At 71.5% G+C, this 20,263-nt stretch carries 19 protein-coding genes; 6 read left to right on the forward strand and 13 right to left on the reverse strand.

Annotation, left to right across the window (positions count from 1 at the left end; genetic code table 11):
- Positions 1 to 20 precede the first annotated feature (20 nt).
- Together ACWGDB_RS24385 and ACWGDB_RS24390 are read right to left on the reverse strand one after the other, a co-directional pair.
- Complete coding sequence (locus tag ACWGDB_RS24385; protein ID WP_453824338.1) at positions 21 to 866, reverse strand: hypothetical protein; 846 nt, start codon at positions 864 to 866, stop codon at positions 21 to 23.
- Between the two features lie 100 nt (positions 867 to 966).
- On the reverse strand, positions 967 to 1,968 hold the full coding sequence (locus ACWGDB_RS24390) for a LacI family DNA-binding transcriptional regulator (RefSeq protein WP_453824430.1): 1,002 nt from the start codon (positions 1,966 to 1,968) through the stop codon (positions 967 to 969).
- A 258-nt stretch (positions 1,969 to 2,226) separates the two neighbouring features.
- Here ACWGDB_RS24390 and ACWGDB_RS24395 point away from each other — a divergent pair, with 258 nt between their 5' ends.
- Positions 2,227 to 4,281: a glycoside hydrolase gene (locus ACWGDB_RS24395; protein ID WP_453824339.1), complete on the forward strand. Its 2,055-nt coding sequence runs from the start codon at positions 2,227 to 2,229 to the stop codon at positions 4,279 to 4,281.
- Between the two features lie 11 nt (positions 4,282 to 4,292).
- On the opposite strand, the gene ACWGDB_RS24400 is transcribed toward ACWGDB_RS24395, so the two are convergent.
- From ACWGDB_RS24400 to ACWGDB_RS24430, 7 genes are all read right to left on the reverse strand, one after another.
- A complete protein-coding gene (locus ACWGDB_RS24400) occupies positions 4,293 to 4,697 on the reverse strand; it encodes a hypothetical protein (RefSeq protein ID WP_453824340.1) in 405 nt (134 codons plus the stop codon).
- Positions 4,698 to 4,751: 54 nt separating this feature from the next.
- Positions 4,752 to 5,039 (reverse strand): SCO5918 family protein, encoded by a 288-nt coding sequence (locus ACWGDB_RS24405; protein WP_383614126.1) that lies wholly within the window; start codon positions 5,037 to 5,039, stop codon positions 4,752 to 4,754.
- Between the two features lie 161 nt (positions 5,040 to 5,200).
- Positions 5,201 to 5,404 (reverse strand): cold-shock protein, encoded by a 204-nt coding sequence (locus ACWGDB_RS24410; protein ID WP_007383480.1) that lies wholly within the window; start codon positions 5,402 to 5,404, stop codon positions 5,201 to 5,203.
- Positions 5,405 to 5,635: 231 nt separating this feature from the next.
- Positions 5,636 to 5,974, reverse strand: a complete 339-nt coding sequence (locus tag ACWGDB_RS24415) for a MerR family transcriptional regulator (protein ID WP_383613959.1) — start codon at positions 5,972 to 5,974, stop codon at positions 5,636 to 5,638.
- A gap of 269 nt (positions 5,975 to 6,243) precedes the next feature.
- Positions 6,244 to 6,897, reverse strand: coding sequence for a response regulator (locus ACWGDB_RS24420; RefSeq protein WP_453824341.1), 654 nt, complete (start codon positions 6,895 to 6,897; stop codon positions 6,244 to 6,246).
- A 109-nt stretch (positions 6,898 to 7,006) separates the two neighbouring features.
- Positions 7,007 to 8,479, reverse strand: coding sequence for a sensor histidine kinase (locus ACWGDB_RS24425; protein WP_453824342.1), 1,473 nt, complete (start codon positions 8,477 to 8,479; stop codon positions 7,007 to 7,009).
- An 11-nt stretch (positions 8,480 to 8,490) separates the two neighbouring features.
- Complete coding sequence (locus ACWGDB_RS24430; protein ID WP_453824343.1) at positions 8,491 to 9,723, reverse strand: Clp protease N-terminal domain-containing protein; 1,233 nt, start codon at positions 9,721 to 9,723, stop codon at positions 8,491 to 8,493.
- A gap of 245 nt (positions 9,724 to 9,968) precedes the next feature.
- Here ACWGDB_RS24430 and ACWGDB_RS24435 point away from each other — a divergent pair, with 245 nt between their 5' ends.
- The 3 genes from ACWGDB_RS24435 (at position 9,969) to ACWGDB_RS24445 (ending at position 12,764) form a co-directional block, all read left to right on the forward strand.
- Positions 9,969 to 10,667 (forward strand): RNA polymerase sigma factor, encoded by a 699-nt coding sequence (locus ACWGDB_RS24435; RefSeq protein WP_453824344.1) that lies wholly within the window; start codon positions 9,969 to 9,971, stop codon positions 10,665 to 10,667.
- Positions 10,667 to 11,791: a CU044_5270 family protein gene (locus ACWGDB_RS24440; RefSeq protein ID WP_453824345.1), complete on the forward strand. Its 1,125-nt coding sequence runs from the start codon at positions 10,667 to 10,669 to the stop codon at positions 11,789 to 11,791. The genes ACWGDB_RS24435 and ACWGDB_RS24440 overlap by 1 nt, the downstream gene beginning before the upstream one ends.
- A gap of 232 nt (positions 11,792 to 12,023) precedes the next feature.
- A complete protein-coding gene (locus ACWGDB_RS24445) occupies positions 12,024 to 12,764 on the forward strand; it encodes a DUF4232 domain-containing protein (RefSeq protein ID WP_453824346.1) in 741 nt (246 codons plus the stop codon).
- A 58-nt stretch (positions 12,765 to 12,822) separates the two neighbouring features.
- Here ACWGDB_RS24445 and ACWGDB_RS24450 read toward each other — a convergent pair whose 3' ends face one another.
- Positions 12,823 to 14,586: a transglycosylase domain-containing protein gene (locus tag ACWGDB_RS24450; RefSeq protein WP_453824347.1), complete on the reverse strand. Its 1,764-nt coding sequence runs from the start codon at positions 14,584 to 14,586 to the stop codon at positions 12,823 to 12,825.
- Positions 14,583 to 15,653: a sigma factor-like helix-turn-helix DNA-binding protein gene (locus ACWGDB_RS24455; protein WP_453824348.1), complete on the reverse strand. Its 1,071-nt coding sequence runs from the start codon at positions 15,651 to 15,653 to the stop codon at positions 14,583 to 14,585. The genes ACWGDB_RS24450 and ACWGDB_RS24455 overlap by 4 nt, the downstream gene beginning before the upstream one ends.
- A 243-nt stretch (positions 15,654 to 15,896) precedes the next feature.
- Between ACWGDB_RS24455 and ACWGDB_RS24460 the strand changes: the two genes are divergently transcribed.
- Positions 15,897 to 16,412: a SigE family RNA polymerase sigma factor gene (locus ACWGDB_RS24460; protein ID WP_362386229.1), complete on the forward strand. Its 516-nt coding sequence runs from the start codon at positions 15,897 to 15,899 to the stop codon at positions 16,410 to 16,412.
- Positions 16,402 to 17,184: a hypothetical protein gene (locus ACWGDB_RS24465; protein WP_453824349.1), complete on the forward strand. Its 783-nt coding sequence runs from the start codon at positions 16,402 to 16,404 to the stop codon at positions 17,182 to 17,184. The genes ACWGDB_RS24460 and ACWGDB_RS24465 overlap by 11 nt, the downstream gene beginning before the upstream one ends.
- A 95-nt stretch (positions 17,185 to 17,279) precedes the next feature.
- Here ACWGDB_RS24465 and ACWGDB_RS24470 read toward each other — a convergent pair whose 3' ends face one another.
- Together ACWGDB_RS24470 and ACWGDB_RS24475 are read right to left on the reverse strand one after the other, a co-directional pair.
- Positions 17,280 to 19,250 carry a protein-arginine deiminase domain-containing protein gene (locus ACWGDB_RS24470; protein WP_453824350.1) on the reverse strand — a complete coding sequence of 657 codons (1,971 nt, stop codon included), beginning with the start codon at positions 19,248 to 19,250 and terminating at the stop codon, positions 17,280 to 17,282.
- Positions 19,251 to 19,350: 100 nt separating this feature from the next.
- Positions 19,351 to 20,178: a hypothetical protein gene (locus tag ACWGDB_RS24475; protein WP_453824431.1), complete on the reverse strand. Its 828-nt coding sequence runs from the start codon at positions 20,176 to 20,178 to the stop codon at positions 19,351 to 19,353.
- Between the last annotated feature and the right edge of the window lie 85 nt (positions 20,179 to 20,263).

Raw genomic sequence — 20,263 nt, forward strand, 5'->3', positions numbered from 1 at the left:
GGCCTCGCCGCCGAGCTGCATCAGGGTGCCGCCGTCTGGAAGGTGACGTGGTCGTCGCCCAGGGAGACGTGCACATCGACGTCGTTCGCCGTGATGTCCGCCGTGGACATCACCAGGACCTCGCAGGCGCCGTCCGAGCACGCGCCGTAGTTCTTGCCGTCGGCAGCCTTGGGAAGCGGGCCGTCGGGGTCGGGTACCGGTGAGGCGGTGTCCTCGCCCGGCGCGTCGGGCTTCCAGCCCGGGGCGCACTGCTCCGCCCGCTCGTGGGCGGCCGTGAGTCGCGCGTCCTTCCTGGTCAGCGCGGGCAGGTCCGGCCGGGGCGAGGTGAGGGACTGCACGAGCTTGTCGACCTCGGCGGCACTGCCCTGCGCGTCGCCGTCCGCCGGGTTCGGGGACACCCCGTCGAGTTCGGCCCTGACGCCCCGCACCCTCTTCAGCCAGGCGTCGCGCAGCCGGTCGGCCGATGGGACACCGGACGGGCCGAGGTCCGCCAGGCCGCGCTCCACGTCCTCCACCGCCGACGGCGTGACGGCGAGGTGGCCGACGGCGCGGGCTCTGGCGACCAGGTCGGTCCGGGCGTCCGCACTCCGGATCTCCCTCAGGTCCGCGGCGCTCCGCGAACGCAACTCCTTGAGCGCCGCGGTCGACTCGCACAGGCTGCCGACCCACTTGACCAGCCGCCCGGACGGTGACTTGGCCGGTGCCGTTTCGGCCGACCCCTTGCCCGACGTTCCCGACGCGCCGGCCTTCCGGCCCTCGTCCGTCCGCCCCTCGTCCGTCCCGCCCCTGCACCCGCTGACAGCCAGTACCAGCCCGGCCGCGGCCGCCACGGCGACGCTCCTCTTCTTGCTCCTCCTGTCGCCCATCCAACGACCCCTCTCCGCGCGCCGATCGTGTCTGCACGGGCCGGATCCCGGCACGTGGGACCAGTCCAACGCGGCCACGGATCGTTCGGTCCCCCCGCGCTCAGCCGCGAACAATGCCCTCCGGCGGCGGCGCCGTGCTCCGGCGTCCCACGAGTCGGGTCGGGACGAGCGTCGTGCCATGGTCGGGGCCCCCGTGCCGCATCTTGCTCAGGACGCCCTCGACACAGAGGCGGCCCACCTCGGCGAAGTCCTGGTGGATGGTGGTGAGCGGGGGCAGGAAGGACGCGGACTCGGGGATGTCGTCGAAGCCGATGACGCTGACGTCGTCGGGGACCCTCCGGCCGCGTTCGTGCAGGGCGCGCAGCAGGCCCAGCGCCATCTGGTCGTTGGCCGCGAACACCGCCGTGCAGTCCGGCTGCTCGGCGAGCCGCAGACCGGCCCGGTATCCGGACTCCGCCGACCAGTCGCCGCGCACCAGGGGCGGCGGGTCCACGCCCGCCTCCGTGAGGGCGCCGCGCCACGCGTTGGCACGGCGCTGCGCGGCGAAGGAGTCCTCCGGCCCGGCGAGGTGCCACACCGTGTCATGGCCGAGGTCCAGCAGATGCCGTACGGCGTCGCGGGCGCCGCCCGCCTGATCGGTGTCGACCACGGTGTAGCGGTCGCCGGCGTCCGAGTCGGCGACCACGACCTGGACGCCGGGCGGCAGGGAGACCGTGGCCGCGTCGAGCAGATGGATCTCCATGATGACGATGACCGCGTCCACGGCGAGTTCGCCGAGGCGGGAGAAGGCGCCGTTCACCTCGTCCTGGGTGGGGACGGCGACCGGCAGCAGCGTGACGGCGTAACCGTGCTGGGCGGCGGAGGTCGCGATCGCCTCCAGGGTTCGGATGTTCCCCATGGTGGAGAGGGAGAAGGTGATCACGCCGAGGGTGCGGAACTCGCCGCGCCTGAGGGCCCGTGCGGCGCTGTTGGGCCGGTAGCCCAGCTCCCGCATCGCGGCCAGGACCTGCTGCCGGGTCTGCTCGTTCACGCCCGGGAACCCGTTGGAGACGCGGGAGACCGTCTGGGAGGAGACCCCGGCGAGGTGCGCGACGTCGGCCATGGAGGCGCCCTGACGGGGGCGAGCGGCACGCTTCCTCGTCCCCGCCCGGGTGTCGTCACCGTCCGCTGTGCCCATCCTGCCCACCTTGTCCCCTCGGTCGCCGGGCTGCGCAACTTTCGGTCCCGGACGACTCCTTGACCCCTGAGATTCGGACAGTGTAGACATCCCGCGAACGCATGTTTACGTAAACATTCCGAGCAGAAACTATACGAGAACACACCGAACCACACCGAACCGCACCCCGCTGGAGTACTCGACATGGCACACCGAACCCGTAAGAGAAGGCTCCTGGGGGTCGGCATCACGGCCCTCGCGACCGGGACCGTGCTGGCCGCCACCACGCTGCCGGCCGCGCACGCGGACACGACCGCCACCGCCGCGGTCACCGTCGTGCCCGACCCCTCCTACAAGCAGGAGAAGTTCGAGGGCTGGGGCACCAGCCTGGTCTGGTTCGCCAATGCGACCGGCGACTACCCGCCCGCGATACGCGAGAGGCTGGCCAAGCTCCTGTTCGGCGACGACGGCCTCGCGCTGAACATCGCCCGCTACAACATCGGCGGCGGCAACGCCCCCGACGTCAAGGACTACCTGCGGGCGGGCGGTGCGGTCCAGGGCTGGTGGAAGGCTCCGGCGGGCACGACCCGCGAGGACGTCGACTGGTGGGACGCCGACGACCCGGCCGACTGGAACAACAAGGCCGACAAGACGCAGCGCTGGTGGATCGACCGCATCAAGAAGGACATCACCCACTGGGAGACGTTCAGCAACTCGCCGCCCTGGTTCATGACCGAGAGCGGCTACGTCTCCGGCAACTTCGACGCGGGCAAGGACCAGCTCAAGACCGAGTCCGTCGACGACTTCGCCAAGTATCTGGTGGGCGCCACCGAACGCCTGGAGAAGGCGCACGGCATCAAGGTCGACACCCTGGACCCGTTCAACGAGCCGAACACGAACTACTGGGGCACCAAGCTCGGCCCGGACGGTGAGCCCGTCGGGGGCCGTCAGGAAGGCGCGCACATCGGTCCCGAACTCCAGCAGAAGGTGATCAGCGCGCTGGGCCCGACCCTCGCCAACTCCGGTACCCACGCGGAGATCTCCGCGATGGACGAGACCAACCCCGGCACCTTCGCCACGAACTGGAACTCCTACCCGAGGGAAGTGCGCGACCTCGTCGGCCAGATGAACGTCCACACCTACGGCACCGGCCAGCGCACCACCGTCCGCGACCTGGCCAAGGCCGCGGACAAGCCGCTGTGGATGAGCGAGGTCGAGGGCGACTGGGGCGACGGCCAGAGCTTCACGGACATGCGGCCCGGCCTCGGCCTCGCCCAGCGCATCGTCGACGACCTGCGCGAACTGGAGCCCCGCGCCTGGGTGTTCTGGCAGCCCGTCGAGGACTACGACAACATGAAGCCGGGCGGCGAGTCCGCGAAGGGCGGCAACTGGGGCGAGATCCAGCTGTCGTTCAGCTGCACGTCACAGGACACACTCAAGTCCTGCCCGATCTACACGAACACCAAGTTCGACACCGCCCGGAACTTCACGCACTACATCAAGCCCGGCGACCGGCTGATCAAGACGAACGACACCTCCAGCACCGCGGCCGTCTCCCGCAAGGGCGACGCGGCCACCGTCGTCCACGTCAACAGCACCGCCGAGACACGCGAGGTCACGCTCGACCTGTCGAAGTTCGGCCGGGTGTCCTCCCGGGCCACCGTCACCCCTGTGGTGACCAGCGCCGACGGCAAGCTGGAGCGGCAGAAGGCGGTCCGGGTCAGCGGCGAGCAGGCCACGGTCACCGTGCCCGCCCAGTCGGTGACGTCGTTCCTCGTCCAGGGCGTGTCCGGCGTCGCGAAGGACGCGGCCGAACTGAAGAAGGGCCACACCTATCGGCTGACCGGCGCCCAGAGCGGCAAGGACCTCACCATCGCCGACAACGGCACCGGACTGGTCATCAGGAGCGCCGACGCCGCCGACCCCAGCGGTCAGCAGTGGCGGGTGGAGCAGATCAGCGGCTCCGACAACCGCAAGCGGTACGCCTTCACCGAGGCGAGCGAGGGCAAGCGCCTCGCCGTCCGCGACGGGGCCCTGGTGGCCGAGCCGGACGAGGGGCGCCGGGACAGCGCCGCTCAGTGGATCATGTCGACGACGGGCGACGGCACCTGGACCCTGGTCAACGCCGCCACCGGCCGTCTCGCGGAGGTCTCCGGCCAGTCCACCGACGAGGGCGCCGGGGTCGGCGTGTGGCTGGGGAACTCCGGCGCCAACCAGCGGTGGAAGGTGACCGAGGTGACGGGCACCGGGGCCGAATAGGGCGTCCGGTCCTACTGGTCCGAGTAGCCGATGTCGCCGATGGTCCAGGCGCTCACTTCCTCCAGGGCGACCCGGTACATGCCACCCGTGTCGGGGATGCCGAAACTGCCCTGGAGGATCCGGGCGACGTGGAAGTGGAGGTGCGTGGGCCGGTCACCGTGGTCCGGCCCGCGGCCGTCGCCGTCCTGGCGGTCGGCCTCGTGGTCGTCTCGGCGCCGGGTGAACGCGGCGGCGAACTGCCCCAGGTCCTCGGAGTCCCGCAGGACTTCGGCCACCCGCTCCTTCCACAGGGATTCCGGCGCCAGCCGGCCCGTGATGACGGCTCCCGGAACCACCACGGTCAGGGACATCTGGCTGCTGTGCCGCGACTCCACCATCGCGGCGATCGCGACGAGCAGGTCGTCAGGGTGTGTCATGCCTCCGGAGCCTAGCCCGACGACGGGCGTCGGGGCGTGGCAGGAGGCGAGGCATCACCAGCCGAGCGCACCTTCGTCAGCTCGCGCGTCCCGGGTCGGCGGCACCGGCGGCGTGTCGTGGCAGACGAAGCCCAGTCTGGTCAGCGCCCGGCGCATCTCGCCCGCGGTGAAGTCGCGGCGGTTCTGCCGGGTGATCACTTCGCCGACCTGCATCACGGGGTAGACGCGACGGCCGATGGTGACGGCCACGCCGACGACCGGTTCGGGGGTGATGCCGCTCATCGACTGTTCGACCTCGCTCTTGATCAGGTCGAAGGGGAAACGGGCGATGACGCAACGCATGGATGCCTCCACGGCACGAGAATGAGCCGAAGGAATTCGAAAATCCGGACCTCTCGGCGGTGAATCCGAGGCTGCTGACAATCCGGGAACGTCAGGAAATGCAAAGAGCTGGGGCCCGCACCCCAAGAGCGCGGGCCCCAGCCACGTAGTACGCGTCAGCGTCAGGCGGGAACGATGTTCTCGGCCTGCGGGCCCTTCTGGCCCTGCGTGACGTCGAAGGTAACCTTCTGGCCTTCCTGAAGCTCGCGGAAGCCGCTGGTGGCGATGTTCGAGTAGTGGGCGAACACGTCAGCGCCGCCGCCGTCCTGCTCGATGAAGCCGAAGCCCTTTTCCGCGTTGAACCACTTCACGGTGCCAGATGCCATATTGAATCTCCCTTGGGGGGCAGTGCCGGACTCCGCACTTTACGGGTCCGAGTCGCCGCGATGATCACCCCTCCGGAAAGATCCGGAAAGCTCTGCAAAGAAACAAATCTCTGGCAACCAAAACTGCAACTGGTATCACGCTAACACAGCCCGGCCGTAAGTACCCGTGTGTTTTCGGCGCCGAGTATTGAGTCTCATCCCGCGGCAGCCTGCATTTCTGTACCGGCGGGACTAGGTATCCGGGCCGCGCTCGTCCAGCTTCCTGCGCATGTCCCGGTTCAGGCGGAGGGCGTCCGCCAGCCGGTCCTCGAGGGAGATGATCCGGCAGGCCGCCTCGATGGGGGTGCCCTGATCGACGAGCTCACGGGCGCGGGCGGCGATGCGCAACTGGCGCCGCGAATACCGGCGGTGACCACCTCCCGAACGCAGGGGAGTGATCAGCTCGGCCTCCCCGATGGCCCTCAGGAAGGCGGGAGTGGTGCCGAGAACGTCGGCGGCCCGTCCCATGGTGTAGGCGGGATAGTCGTCGTCGTCGAGGTTCCCGGCGACAGGGGCGTTCTCAGCGGGCATGGCACCTTCGTTTCGGGGGCGCGGCGAGGGATCCGGGCGGGCACGGCACCCGTGCTCCGAACGGTTCAGCACCCTCTGCCTCGTGCCACAACCCTAGCGCCGACGGGCATGGACATGTGGTCCCGCCGGGACAGACTTTTCGCCGACGCGGCACGGCAGCCGACCGTGCCGACGACAGCGTGACCAGTCTGATCGAGCTCCTCAAGGGGCCCGCCGAGGGGGAAGAATTCCTGACGGCGTCTGCCTGACAGGCAGGTTCGCCCGCCGGCTCAGCGGCCGTCGAGCAGTCCGGCGTCGTGGGCCAGTACGGCTGCCTGGACACGGTTGGCGCAGCCGGTGCGGGTCAGGATGCGGCTGATGTGCGCCTTGACGGTGCCGGCGCTGAGGTACAGCCGGTCGGCGATCTCCGAGTTCGACAGTCCCGTACCGAGCAGGCCCAGGACATCGCGCTCGGCGCTGGTCAGCTCGGCGATCCTGTGCAGGGCGGCTTCGGTGCCGCGGCCGGACTGCACATGGCGTTCCAGCAGTTGGCGGGTGACCCGGGGTGCCAGGACCGGCTCCCCCTTCGCGGCGAGCTGCACGGCGCGGATCAGTTCGGTGGGGCCGGTGTCCTTGAGGAGAAAGCCGCCGGCGCCGGCCCGCAGGGCGCGCGTGACGCCGGCCTCCTCGCCGAAGGCCGTCAGCATCACGACATGCGTACGGGGGGACAGGCGGGTGATGTCCTCGGCGGCCGCGATACCGTCCGCGACCGGCATCTGGATGTCGAGCAGGGCGACGTCGATGTCCTGGGCGCGGCAGGCCGCGGCGGCCTCCCTGCCGTTCCCGGCTTCGGCCACGACCTCGATGTCGTCGGCGTTCTCCAGGATCAGCCGGATACCGGTGCGCATCAGCGCCTCGTCGTCGGCGATCAGGACTCGGATCATCGGCTCATCCTAGGACTCTGTGACTCCTGCCTGCGTAACTCGGTGCATGTAACTCTCCTCCCGTAACTCCTCTCCCGTAACTCCTCTCCCGTAATTCCCCGTTCGGGATTCACCTCAGCGCCGCCAGCAGCACGACGACGAGGAAGCCTGCCGTCGGCAGGACCACGAGTACGGACGCGCAGCCGGCTCCGAGGACGCGCGGCCAGGTCAGGACCTCGGTCGACAGCGGGGCGTGAGCTCCTCTCGGAGGAGGGAGTGGCCCGGCGGAGATTTTCGGGAGCGGCCCGGACACGGACCTGATCGCATCGGTCGGCAGCCGTGCCGTCACGCGGAAGCCGCCGTCCGGCAGGGGCCCCGCCCCGAATGAGCCGCCGAGCAACGAGATGCGCTCGTGAAGTCCGGCCAGTCCACTGTGAGTTCCGCCCTGTGAACGGCCGGCCTCGCGCGGCGGCCCGTTCGTGACGTCGACCTCGATGCCTGCGTCCGTGCTCCTGACCTCCACCCGGGTGGGGGCGCCGGACGCGTGTTTGAGCACGTTCGTCAGCCCCTCGCGGACCACCCGGTGGATCGCCTGCCGGGCCCGGGCGCCCACCTCGGCCGTATCGGGAACCGACCAGTCCAGTTCGACGGGGCCGCCGCCCGCCTGCCCGGACTGTGCCACCAGGGCGGTGATGTCCTCGCGGGTCCCCCGCTCGCTCGCGCCCCCGTTCCCGCTCCCGTCCGTCGGATCCATCGCGTCCGCCGGCTCCGCGCGCCGCAGCACGCCGAGGATCTCGCGCAGCTCCTCCATGGCCGTGCCGGCGGTCGTGCGCAGCAGTTCCACCTGCCCCACCAGGGGTGGTGCCTGCCGGGCGGCGGCGAGTTCCAGCGCTCCCGCGTGCACCGAGATCAGGCTCAGCCGGTGGCCCAGGAGATCGTGCATCTCGCCCGCGATCCGGGTCCGCTCCTCCAGCCGGGCCGCCTCCGCGGTGAGCGCACGGCTCTGCTCCAGATAGGCGTTGCGCTCCCGCAGCAGGCCGGTCAAGGGCCGGCGGCGGCCCAGCAGGATCCCGGACAGGGCGGGGAGCAGCAGGAGGAGCGCCGCGGAGAGCGCGTTGTCGGCCAGGTCCCTCGGCAGGTGCTCCCACCGGAACAGGCCGACGGCGACGGTCAGGACACCGAGGACGGCACAGGCCGCGCCCACGACCTGCCAGGCACGCCGGGACGGTGCGATACGGCGCGTGGCGGACAGCACGATCAGCGCGATCACCGGCAGCGTCCACACGTTGCCGCCCATGACCAGCGGCGCGGCACCCACGACCGCGGCGACGGGACGGCCACGCCGTACGGCGACCAGCAGCGCCGCCCACAGTGCTTGCAGGACCGCCGGAACCGGGTGCTGCGGGTGCACGAGCAGCAGCGGCAGCAGCCCGAGGACCGCCGTCAGCGCGGACAGCGACGCGTCGACGGCGACCGTACGGCGCGAGGCGGCGCGCAGGGCGGCCCGGCTCGCGCCCGCCTCGCGGCGCAGCCACCGCACCGCCGCGCTGACGGGGCGGCGTTCCATGGAGTCGACGGCGGCCTCGGGCTCCCCGGCTGTCACGTCCCCGTGGGTCACGCGCCCGCCCGGCGCGGCAATTCCGCCCGCAGCGCGGCGACGTCCACCCGCGAGGCGGCCAACAGCAGCCGGACCACCTGGTTGTCCTCCGCTTCGAGCAGCGCGGCCAGCAGGTGGACCGTACCGACCGAGGGCGAGCCGTGCTCGGCGGCGGTGAGCTGCGCGACCGCCTTGGCCCGCTCGGCGGAGTCGGAGAGCCGTATCCGGTCGGCATCGCGATCCGATGCGGAGGCGCTGTCCGCGGGGGCCGCTGTCGTGCGTTCCATGGCCACCCGGGTCAGGGAGTCCTGCCGTACGCCATGCCTGCGCAGCAGCCCCGCGGCGGAGTTGGCGTCGGCCGGCTCCGCGGGCAGGGAGCGTCCGGCAACGGCAAGGGAGCGGTCCAGGGCCAGGATGCCCAGCAGCAGATCCACGGGTTCCGCGGCGGAACGCCCGCACCGCGCGGCCTGCCGTACGGCCTCGACACTCACCGCGAACACGATCGGTGAGCCGTACACGCCGGTCCCGGAGGTCCACGAAGTCAGCGCGCGCGTCAGCCGGTTGCCGCTCCTGCCCAGCGTCCCGGCCCGGCGGAGCAGGGTGACGCCACGGGATTCCGGCAGTCCGGTCTCCGCCGGGGCGCTCGCGTCCAGCACGTCGAGTGCGGTTGCTGCGGCTGCCAGGTCCAGCCGCTGCAGCACCAACGCCTCCCGGGCCCGGCTCTCCGGCAGCTCCAGCAGCGCCCGCGCCACATGCCGGCAGCGCACCGAGACCGTCCCTTCGGCGCGGGCCGACGCGAGCGCGAGCAGCAGGCACCGGCGCAGGGCGCCGGTCATCCCGGGCAACGCACGGCCGACGTCCGCGGCCGGTCCGCGCTTGGCGAGCCCGAGCCGCCAGTGCGCCTCACGCCAGGCGGTGGTGACCTCGTCCTCGTCGGCACCGGCCGCGACGGTCGTGCCCGCGTCCTCGTCCCCGTCGTCGCTCACCCAGCCCCGGCCGCCCCGCCCGGCGATCAGGCCACTGAGCGCACCGGCCTTCCGCATCCCCGGGGCGATCGCCGCACCCGCGTCCGTGTCTCCCATGACGAGCGCGGCCAGCAGGTGCTCGGTCCCTGCGGCCGCTGCCTCATGCTTGATCGCACCGCGCAGCGCCGCCACGAACAGGTCGATGGCGTCGCACTCGAACTCCACGGTGGCTCCGGCCATGTCCGTGGCGCCGTTGTGCACTCCGGTACTCGGTCGCTGGTCCATCGAACGCTCCCCCTCGGTCTGCGGTATGCCGGTCGTATCCGGTCGGGACCGACCCTAGGCAGCCACCTGACGGCACCGCGTCGGCCGACCGGTCAGGCTTCCGGTCCGACCGGCCGGAGTCCCGGTCCGATCGGCCGGGTGAGAGCATGCGGGGTGTTCGGTCAACGGCGCAGGGCGCCGAGTGTGATGCGGGTCACGGGAAGTCGGTGTGGGGTGCCGGACAGCTCATTGAGGTGAGCACTCATATGCGTACCCGGGTACGGGCCGGGGAGCCGGGCGCGTTCGCCGAGCTCTTCGACAGCTACTCCCGCGCGGTGTACAACCATGCCTTCCGGCTGACCGCCGACTGGTCGGTGGCCGAGGACGTGATGGCCGCGACCTTCCTGGAGGCATGGCGGCTGCGTGACAGGGTCGAGCCCGACGGCGGCTCTCTGCGGCCCTGGCTGCTGGGCATCGCCACCAACACGGCGCGCAACCAGTACCGGAGCAACCGGCGCTACCGGGCGGCGGCCACCGCGGCCGCGGCTGCCGAGCTGTCGGTGGCCGACCACGCCGACGAGGTGGCCGACCGGGTCGACGACCGGCGGCGTCTCGCGACGGCCCTCACCGCGCTCGCCGCGCTGCGCAGACCGGAGCGCGAGGTCATCACGCTCTGCCTGGGGGAGGGTCTGGACTACGAGGCCGCGGCGGAGGCGCTGGGAATCCCGGTCGGAACGGTGGCCTCCCGGCTCTCCCGGGCCCGCAAGAAGCTGCGTGCGCTGGCGGAGGCCGCGGCCGAGGCGGGGGCGAAGGCGGAGTCGGCGCGCCCCGCCGCCGCGGCCGTCCGGTCGGCAACCGGCAGGCAGGACGGGAAAGTTCGCGGGAAACGGGAAGGCGGCCTGCTCGGCCGACAGATAAGAGGCGATCACACAAACGCGATACGGCCCGCACAGGAGGGAAACTGATGAACGCGAACACGTCCCGGCAGAACCCGGCAGAGCGGGATGAGAGTGCAGAGCTCCTGTCCCGGACGGCGCGTGACCTGCCGGTGGGCCGTCACGAGTTCCACAGGGAGCGCCTGATGGCCCAGATCCATGACATGCAGCGTGAGGAGCACACGGTGACGGGAGCCACCGCAGCGCCCGCGAAGGTACGGCGGTTCCGGCTGCCGCGTCCGGCGATCGTGCTGCCCGCCATGGCGGCCGCCGTGGCCGGCGTCGTCGTCGCCGGGTTCGTGGTGTCCGGCGGTGGCGGAGCCACGGGCGACGACGGAGCTCAGGACGGCGCCCTCGCGACGGGACCGGCCCTGACCACGCAGCTCGGCGCCGCGAGCACCGAAGGTGTTCCGCAGCTGCTCGACCGGATCTCGCTGGCGGCGGCCGACGTGCCCCACCCGACCGTCAAGCCCGGCCAGTACGTCTACGTCGAGTCCAGGACGGCCGACACCTTCGTCAGGACCGTCGGCGACAAGAGCAGCCTGGCCAGCCACCGGCTGCACCGCCGGCAGGTGTGGATGTCCGCCGACGGCACCAAGGGCTGGCTGATCGACCCCGCGGTCAACGACAGCCCCGAGGGCGAGACCCTCAGCCTCCCGGATGAGCAGGGCAACGAGCGCGAGGCGTACCTGAACGCTCCGTCGTACGACTACCTGGCCAGGCTCACCACCGACCCCGACGCACTGCTGGCCAAGATCTACAAGGAGACGGAGGGGATGGGCAACTCGCCCGACCAGCAGGCGTTCACCACGATCGGGGACCTGCTCGGCGAGAGCTACCCGCCGGCGGAGCTCTACTCGGCGCTGTTCAAGGCCGCCGAGAAGATCCCGGGCGTCGTCGTCGTGAACGACGCCGTGGACGCGGTGGGACGGCACGGTGTGGCGGTGGCCCGGCTCGACGAGGCCAGCGGCCAGCGGGAGGAGTGGATCTTCGACAAGAAGACCCATGTCTTCCTCGGCGATCGCAGCGTCCAGGTACGGAAGGCCACCGGCGAGGCCGCGCTGATCAAGCCCGGCACGGTGCTCTACACGAGCGCGGTCATCAACCGGGCCGTCGTCGACGGCATGAAGCAGACGCCGTCGCAGGCGGGCTGACACGACCCACGCACGACCCTGAACTCTCGCAACGAGTCTCGGAAGGAGAGTCGTTGCGAGAGCCTTCGTGTCCCAGAAGAGCGTTCCAGGGGGACCGCGTTCTCCCTGCTCAGGGGGCATTCCAGCATTCCGGCGTCCCCAACTGCCCGCCATCCGTGGCCGCTGGGACGGATCACCGCACAAGCTTCGGTCATCCAGTCACCACCCACCGGAACACGAAGGGCACAGCCACATGTCGAAGCTCCGCACCTCCCGCATCCGCCTGGCCGGCGCCGCCGCGACCGCCGTTCTCGCCACGCTCTCCCTGGGCGCCTGCAGCGACGGATCGGGCGTCCAGGACGAGGGTGCCTCGGCGAAGGTGCAGCCCTCCACGAGCACGAACCAGTCCTCCGGCGCGTCTGCTTCGGACGCCGGCTCCGACTCCTCCTCGAACTCCGCGGGCTCCTCGAACTCCGTGGGCTCCTCGGGCAACAAGGCCTCCACCAACGGTTCGGGCACCGCGGCGCAGCCCCCCACGTCGACGGCGCCCGCCTCCTCCGGCGCCAAGCCGGTCACCTGCGAGGGCTCCAACACCAAGACGGTCGCCGCCCCGCTGAGCCGCCCCCTGAACCACATGCTGCTCACGGTGACCAACACCGGCAGCAAGACCTGCTACCTCTACGGCTATCCGGCCGTCCGCTTCGGCGAGGCCCAGTCCGTGCCGCCGGTCATCGAGGACTCGCAGCCCCAGGCGGTCGTCACGCTCCAGCCGGGCGAGTCCGGCTACGCCTCCGTGAACCTCTCGGCAGCCGACGGCAGCGGCACCAACGGCCACACCGTGAAGTCCCTGTCCGTCTACTTCCAGGGCCGCTCCGGCAACGGGAGCGTCGGCACGGGCGCCCACCCGTCGCTGCCCGCGAAGGGCGTGTACGTCGACGACTCGCTCAAGGTCACCTACTGGCAGCAGGAGATGGAGGACGCCATCAACTGGTGACGTCCGGGACTCGACCGGCGGCCGGGCTTCGTCGATGGCCGAGCACCCGGCCCGCCGCTCACCCCGATGAAGGCACCGACGTAGGCACCGAGGAGGGCGGCCCCGCCGCATCCTCCTTCTCGGCGCCTTCCGGGTCCCCCTTCGTGGCGGCACTCCAGATCGCCGTCGCCACGCTCTCCGCGAACTCGGTCGGCGGCGGCTCGTTCGGCAGCCGGGCGGGTGCCGTCGTGCCCTTCTTGCTGCCGGCCCGGTCGGCGAACAGCGCGACCGTCAGGGTGAGCCGGCTGTCGTAGCCGGTGGTCCACACGGTCCGCCGGGTTTTTCCGCCACCCGCCCCCTCGGTGGTGAACCCGTTCGTCTCCGCCGGGCGGACGCCCACGGGGACCGGCCGGTTCCCGGTCATCGCGCCCGCCACCATCGCTTCCTCCTCGTCCAGTGCCTGCCGCACATCCGGCTGCGCCTTGTAGACCGTACGGCCCGCCCGGGTGATGCGCGCGACGGTGTACGGGGTGGCGTACTCACCGTTCGCCGCGACCGTCGCGTAGGCCGACGCCATGTTCAGCGGCGTCGGCGCCGGTGTCCTGAGCAGGGCGCGCAGCGGGTCGTCCGCCCGCACCAGCTTGGTGAACGGGTCCAGGGCCGTCCCCGCCTCCACCGCCCCGCTCACCGCGTCGTTGAAGGGCTGGCGCGCGTAGTCCGAACCCCCGTACAGCAGCCGTACCGCTCCGTCGCCCGGCACCATCCCCACGACCGCGGTGTGCAACCGCACCCCGCCCTTGCCGCCGGGATGCTCCGCGACCCGCTGCGTGGCGGTGTCCTGAAGTGCCAGGTCGAAGGTGGTCGTCACGTTGTAGCCGCCGCTCGCCAGCTGGTCCTCGGTGATGCCGAGCCGGTCGGCGGCCTCCTTCGCGGCGACGTCGATCAGATACTGCCGCTGCCCCTCGGTCTCGCCCGGAGGATAGAAACGGAACGCCGGGAAACGCGCCGCCGCCCGCTGCTCCGCCGTGATGCTCCTGCTCGCCGCCATCGCGTCGAGCACCCACTCCCAGCGGTTGCGGAGTTTCGCGGTCACCTTCGGATCGGAGCCCGCCTTCTCGTAGTACGAGGGGATGTTGACGATGGATGCGATCGCCGCGCCCTGCGCGACCGTCAGGTTCTTCGCGTCCACGCCGAAGTAGTTGCGCGCCGCGGACTGGATCCCGGCGGCGCCCCGGCCGAAGTACACGGTGTTGAGATAGCCCTCCAGGATCTCGTCCTTGCCGCGGGTGCGGTCCAGCTTGATCGCGATGAGCGCCTCGCGCGCCTTGCGGGTCAGCGAACGCTCCGGACTCAGCAGCGCGTTCTTCACGTACTGCTGGGTGATGGTGGAGCCGCCCTGCGGCTCGCCGCCCGTCACCGTGGCCAGCGCGGCCCGTGCGATGGCCCGCGGCGAAATGCCTTTGTCCGTGCGGAAGGAGCGGTTCTCCGCCGCGATCACCGCGTCCTGCACATGCCGGGGGATCCCCGACAGCGGGACGTCCTGCCGGTCGACCGGTCCGCGCCGGCCCAGATAGGCCCCGTCCGCGTCGAGGAACACGGTGCTCTGGGTGACGGTCTCGGGGTGCGGCTTCGGAATGGTCGTCAAGTGGTACGCCACGACAGCCGTCGCGCAGAGCGTGGCGACCAGCGCGAGGAAGGCGTAGAGCAGCCGGCGCAGTCGCCGGCCCCGGGTGCGGCGGAACCGGACCCGCAGCGGTACGCGCTCGCGGTGCCGGGGCGTCGAGGGCCTGCCCGACTTCCCGGCCGTTTTCCTGCTCTTCTTCAGCCACCGGGCCGTGTTCATATCCGCCACCATTCGCGGTCGGACCGTGCGGCGACCTTGCCCGCGGCGTCGTACACGGTGACGATCCGCTCGTCGCCGCCGAGGGAGAGAAGCGCTTTCATGTCCTCCCCGGGCAGCGGCGCGGGCGCGTACCAGACGCCCCATCCCGGAGTGCCCGCGAGGACGAGGACCTTCGCGGTGGTGGTGCCGTCGCCGGTTCTCACCTCGACGCGGCCCGGCTCGCCGCGCAGGCCCCGGACGAGGCCCGACAGGAAGAAGCCGCCCTGTACGGCGTCCGCCCGCGCGGAGACGGCCGCCGAACCGTCCGGCCCGTCGACGGGGAGGTGGTTGTCGTCCTGCGGGAGGGCATCGGGCACCGACCAGTGCCCACCGTCGGCCGTGAGCCACACCCGTACCCCCGGCCCCACGGTCACCCGCTCGCCCGGCGCCACGACCCGCATCGGGCTCGTCGCCGAACGCTCGCCCCGGGCGCCGGACCCTCCGTCCCGCGCGCCGCCCCCGAGTTGCTCGACGCTGAGGAGGGCGACCGTCACCGGCATGAGCAGCGCCACACAAGCCGTCGAGGTCACCGCGAGCCGGCGCCGCCGCCGGACACGGCCCTGTGTCCGGAGATCGGCCAGCGGCGCCTCGGACGGGACGAGGTCCTCGACGGCACGGGTGTACCTCTCACGCAGCCGTACGGGTTCGTCGCCGGCCTCTTTCAACGCGTGCCGGGCATGCGCACGGACCGCACCCACGGAGCAGCCCAGCAGCTGGGCGATCTCCGCGTCCGCCAGCCCCTCCCAGATCCGCAGCACCAGAACCGTCCGCCGGCGTGCGGCCCGCCTTCCGCGCAGCGGGCGCAGATGGCTCCGCACCAGACAGCGCCGCACGTGGAAGTCCACGTCGTCGCGCGGAACTCCCCGCCACCGCGCGCACATCCGCACCAGCGTTCTCCGCACCAACTCCTGTGCCGCACCGGCGTCGTCGGTGAGCAGCCGCGCGGTCACGACCAGCCGGGACCAGTGCGTCCGGGCGTAGGCGGCGAAGTCATGGTCGGCGGGGAGTACGGCGTGGCTGGGTGGCACGTGGGGGGTCCTTCGGCTCGGGGACTCGGTCGTGGCGCGTGGCCGGGTGCGCAGGTGCCCAACACCGTTGAGGAAAAGGGAGCCTGAAACCCCCGTGCAGCGTCTTCCTGATGGGTTGCGCTTCACTGGATGCGACCTACGCGATCCAGCGAGACCTACGGGACCTGTACGCACGGGCGGGGCGGCCGGGTTGCAAGGAAACGGAAAGAGCACGGATTCCGGCGGGGAGTGGGGGTGGTGGGCATGACCGAGGACGAGTTCGACGCCTTCTACGCGGCCGCGTTCCCCCGGCTGACCGGACAGCTCTACGCCTTCACCGGAGACCACGGCGAGGCCCAGGACGTCGTACAGGAAGCGTTCGTACGGGCCTGGGACCGGCGCAAGCAGTTCCTGGCGGACAGTGCCCCCGAGGCGTGGATCCGCACGGTGGCCATGCGGCTGGCGGTGAGCCGCTGGCGGCGGGCGAAGCGCTGGCTGGAACTGGTGCGGCGCACCCCGCCCCCCGACTCCACGCCGGGGCCGGGCCCGGAGCACACCGCGCTCGTGGCCGCCCTGCGTGAACTGCCCGAGGCGCAGCGGATGGCGATCGTCCTGCACCATTTGTGCGATCTGACCGTGCAGCAGGTAGCCTCCGAGACCGGCGCGCCCGTGGGCACGGTCAAGGCGAGGCTGGCGCGGGGGCGGGCCGCGCTGGCGGAGCGCCTCGCGGAGGACGGGGCCGACGAGCCGGTCCGGAAGGAGAGCGGCCGTGTCCGATGAACTCTCTGCCGCACTGCGCGAGTTGGCCGCCGCCGAGGAGACCCGGCCGACCGCCCCCGGCGCCGAGATCCGCGGCCGGGCGCTGCGCCGCCGACGCCGCCGCCGGGTCGCGGCGACCCTCGGCGCGGGGACCGCCGGGCTCACCGCACTGGCCGTCGCGCTCACGCTCCACCTCGGCGGGACCCCGGACCACCCGGACCGGCTCCACCCCCCGGCGGCAACCCCGGCCGAGCCCTCCCGCCCGTCCCCGACCACCCCGGAGCCCGTCTCCGGGACCCTCGACCTGGCCGGACGCACTCTCACCTTCGGCGGCCGACCGATGCCGATCCTCTGGGAGTCTGTACTCGAGGCCCCGGCCACCCCGACGACCTCGATGACGGTGGTCGCGAAGCAGGAGCAGAGAGACCTGCCCGTCGACATCCCGTCCAAGGACCGCGCCGTGGTGGACGTCCCGTATGTCGTCGAACTGCGCGACGGCAGCGACCGGCCGCTCTACGTCGGCTCCTTCACCGCACAGCTCAAGTCCCTGACCGGCTTCCGCGTCGGCGGCACCCTGATCGCCCTCGGACCCGAGGACGCCAAGTCCTTCTACGCCCGGGTCGGCGTGGGCGAGCGCATCTCGCTGACCACGGGGGCGACACCGACCTCGACCCCGACGGCGACCCCGACGGCCGATCCTTCGGCCGATGTGTCGGTGCCGGGGCAGGGAGGGGTGGGGGAAGGGGCGGTGCCTGAGCGGGGCACGGCCTACCCATCCGACGTTGCCCGGTGAGGGGAGAGTCACCAGGTGCTCCCAAAACCGGCCCGGCTGTACAGGACGGCCGGGCAGGTTTTGGGTGGGGTCGGATAACGGCTACCCGCTGCCCGTCAACGCGCCGAGCGTCGCCACCACGCGGCCGACGCGTCCCGCAGGGTGTTGGTGCCGCAGTGCACCTCGCCCATGCCGAGGTGGTACGTGTACCAGTCGTCGATGTACGACACCTTCATGCCGACGTTCTGGTACACGGCGGTCACGGCCTCCGTGAAGATGTCCTTGCCGTTGACGACGGGTCCCCACTGGCGCGGAGCGAGGTAGCGGTCGCGGCCCAGGAGGACGCCGTTGACCGCTCCGGGAACGTACGCGCTGGTCGTCACCGTCGCCGGGGCCGCCGCCCGCGGGGCGGCCGGGTTCTCGGTGAGCCACTTCTGCTGGCCGTTGTCCTTGAGGCCGTCCACGAGGTCGGAGCCGGCGCCCATGCGCGTCAGACGCGGCACGGGAACCTCCTGGCCATCGGTGGTCAAGGCCTCCGAATCACGGGTGTACAGCGCGGGCACCCGCACGATCTCGCCGTCGGTGACGCCCGTCTCGCGCTTCAGGATCTCCAGGTTGGCCGCGATCCGCCGCGCAGCCATCTCGTTGTCGGCCACCAGGTGCCGGGAGGCGAGCGCCTGGTCGATGGTCTCCTTCGGGGCCGGGGTGTCGGCGCGGCCCGGGACGGAGAACATCTTCGTCGCGCCGTGGCCGTCGCGCTTCGCGTCGCGCAGCAGCCGCAGCCCCGCCTGCGGGTCGGCGACGCCGATGCGCCAGCCGCGCGGGGTGTCGGCGGGCAGGAACTGTACGAACTCGTCGACGTGCCCGACGCCCAGCCAGGAGGTGTCCAGCAGCAACGGGTCCTGCAGGCCCTGCGACTTGAGCATGGTGCGCATCACCTTCGACGGGCGCGCCCCGCTGTCCTTGCGCTCGCCCATGATGATGCGGCCGGCGGGGAACGAGCGCCCGCCGTGCGAGTAGGGCGGGATGGTCTCCAGGTTGCCCATGGAGTTGAGCGACCAGTCGTCGGGTTCCGCCCGGTCGGTCACCTGCACGACGCCGATGTCCCGGCCGCGGACCTTCTCGAACAGTTCCCGCCCGGCGTCCCGGTCCGGCTGGGCGGAGCGCAGCATCACGCGCATCACCTGCCGCTTGCCGCCCGGCCCGGTCATGCTGACGTAGGCCGGTTCGACGAAGTCCTGGGCCCAGCGGTCGGCGTACTTCTCGAAGGTGATCAGCGGGGTGGTGATCCCGGCCTTCTTCACCTCCTTGTCGAGCGCGGTGACGAACTCCCGCTGAAGGCGGCTGTCCGGGCCCTCACCCTGGACCTTGGACACCATCACCTGCTGGGTGTTCTGCAGGTGATGCTGGGTCAGCAGCGGCGCGACGCGCAGGGTGACGGCGTCGGAGGTGGACGCCTGCCCGGCCGTCACCGTCAGCCGGATCACCGCCCGGCCGTCCCACTTGGCGCTGTCCCGGACGACATCGGTGGCCTCGACGCCGAACTCCACACCGGAACGCAGCTCGGCCGCGGTCAGCCGGGTCCCGGACGTCACCAGGACCCAGGCCCCGGCCCGCTTGAGGAAGAGGCGCGTGTGCCCCGCGCCCGTCGTGATCTTCAGGCTGCCCTTGGCACTCGCCGGGACGTCGGGCATGGGCACGGAACGGACCCGGGCGAGGTCGGCGGCGTCCGCACTGCCGTTGACCTTCTTGTCCGTTCCGTCGTTGCAGGCGGCCAGCTCGGCGTCGGACAACGGTCTGCCACCCGGGCCGGTGACGGGACACCGCTTGGTGTCGTCGTCGATGTTGGGCAGGTATACGGCCCCGCGCTCGACCGACCAGCGGTCCTCACGGTGGGTGTCGGTACCACCGGTGACATCGACCCGCCCGTCGCGGTTCACATCCGCGCGCAGATCGGCGACGCCGGCCGTTGCGGCGACCGGGGCCGCGTGGGCCGGCCCCGCCAGCACGGACCCCGCGGCGGCGAGGGCCAGGACCAGGGAGCCGGCGGGATACGGGCGTATGCGTATCGGTGAACGTGAACGCACGGCGCGTTCCTCTCAGTTGGTGGGTGTCGCCGTATAAGAGGAGGAACCGTGCGCTGTGCGTTCACTGTGAGGCGGGACTTACTGCCTGGTTCCGGTGACCTCAGTGGTCGTCACGGATGCTGGTCGCGATGCCGTTGCTGATCACGACCTCGGCGCTGAAGCCCTTCTTGGCGGCTGCCTCCAGTTCGGCCTCGGTGCACTCGGTGCCGCCCTCGCCGCCCGCACCCGTGTTCACCGCGTCGCAGATGTCGTCGTAGCCCAGGATCTCGGTGTCCTCGGCGACGAAGAACTGCTGCTCGACGCCCTTCATGTCGGAGACCGTGTACTTGCCGGGCGCCAGGTAGGAGACGTTGCCGAACCAGGTGCCGTTGACGCCCTTGGAGCCGGAGCCGGTGTCCTGCTGGGCGGCGCGCCGCTCGGTCACCAGGGTCGCGATGCCGTTCTTCATCTTCACGTCGGCGCTCACGGCGGCCTTCTCGGTGGCCGCCTCCAGCTGGTTCAGCGTGCACGGCGCGTCGACCTTGGCCCCTGCCTCGCCGCAGATCGTGCCGGCGCCGTACACCTCGGTGTCGTCGGCGACCAGGAACTGCTGGTCCTCCTTGCCCGGTACGGACACGATGTACTTGCCCGGGGCGAGATAGGTGACCTTGCCGTCCGTGAACGAGCCGCTGACGCCCTTGGAGTTCGTGGAGCCTTGGGAGCCCCGGGAGCCCTGGGAGCCCTGGGAGCCCTGGGAGCCCTGGGAGCCCTGGGAGTCCTTGGATCCCTTGGACGCCTTGGAGTCCGACGCCTTCTCCGCGACCGACGTCGAGCCCGCTCCGCTCTTGCCGGCCGCGTCGTCGTCGGAGCCGTTCTGGCACGCCGTCATCAGCAGCCCGGCGGTGATCGCGGCGGCGGCGACGACGGCGTTGCGCAGGTGGCGGTTCATCACGGGAGGTTCCTTCCGAGGCGGCGATAGTGGGGAGCCGACGGAATTCGCCGCCGGTTTCCCGCTCTGTACCGACTATGAGGAG

The sequence above is a fragment of the Streptomyces sp. NPDC055013 genome, assembly GCF_053608645.1.

Excerpts from the sequence above, each read along its gene's own strand:
- ACWGDB_RS24385 (WP_453824338.1), bottom strand. The coding sequence starts at position 866 with ATGGGCGACAGGAGGAGCAAGAAGAGGAGCGTCGCCGTGGCGGCCGCG.
- ACWGDB_RS24390 (WP_453824430.1), bottom strand. The coding sequence starts at position 1,968 with ATGGCCGACGTCGCGCACCTCGCCGGGGTCTCCTCCCAGACGGTCTCC.
- ACWGDB_RS24395 (WP_453824339.1), top strand. The coding sequence starts at position 2,227 with ATGGCACACCGAACCCGTAAGAGAAGGCTCCTGGGGGTCGGCATCACG.
- ACWGDB_RS24400 (WP_453824340.1), bottom strand. The coding sequence starts at position 4,697 with ATGACACACCCTGACGACCTGCTCGTCGCGATCGCCGCGATGGTGGAG.
- ACWGDB_RS24405 (WP_383614126.1), bottom strand. The coding sequence starts at position 5,039 with ATGCGTTGCGTCATCGCCCGTTTCCCCTTCGACCTGATCAAGAGCGAG.
- ACWGDB_RS24410 (WP_007383480.1), bottom strand. The coding sequence starts at position 5,404 with ATGGCATCTGGCACCGTGAAGTGGTTCAACGCGGAAAAGGGCTTCGGC.
- ACWGDB_RS24415 (WP_383613959.1), bottom strand. The coding sequence starts at position 5,974 with ATGCCCGCTGAGAACGCCCCTGTCGCCGGGAACCTCGACGACGACGAC.
- ACWGDB_RS24420 (WP_453824341.1), bottom strand. The coding sequence starts at position 6,897 with ATGATCCGAGTCCTGATCGCCGACGACGAGGCGCTGATGCGCACCGGT.
- ACWGDB_RS24430 (WP_453824343.1), bottom strand. The coding sequence starts at position 9,723 with ATGGACCAGCGACCGAGTACCGGAGTGCACAACGGCGCCACGGACATG.
- ACWGDB_RS24435 (WP_453824344.1), top strand. The coding sequence starts at position 9,969 with ATGCGTACCCGGGTACGGGCCGGGGAGCCGGGCGCGTTCGCCGAGCTC.
- ACWGDB_RS24440 (WP_453824345.1), top strand. The coding sequence starts at position 10,667 with ATGAACGCGAACACGTCCCGGCAGAACCCGGCAGAGCGGGATGAGAGT.
- ACWGDB_RS24445 (WP_453824346.1), top strand. The coding sequence starts at position 12,024 with ATGTCGAAGCTCCGCACCTCCCGCATCCGCCTGGCCGGCGCCGCCGCG.
- ACWGDB_RS24450 (WP_453824347.1), bottom strand. The coding sequence starts at position 14,586 with ATGAACACGGCCCGGTGGCTGAAGAAGAGCAGGAAAACGGCCGGGAAG.
- ACWGDB_RS24460 (WP_362386229.1), top strand. The coding sequence starts at position 15,897 with ATGACCGAGGACGAGTTCGACGCCTTCTACGCGGCCGCGTTCCCCCGG.
- ACWGDB_RS24475 (WP_453824431.1), bottom strand. The coding sequence starts at position 20,178 with ATGAACCGCCACCTGCGCAACGCCGTCGTCGCCGCCGCCGCGATCACC.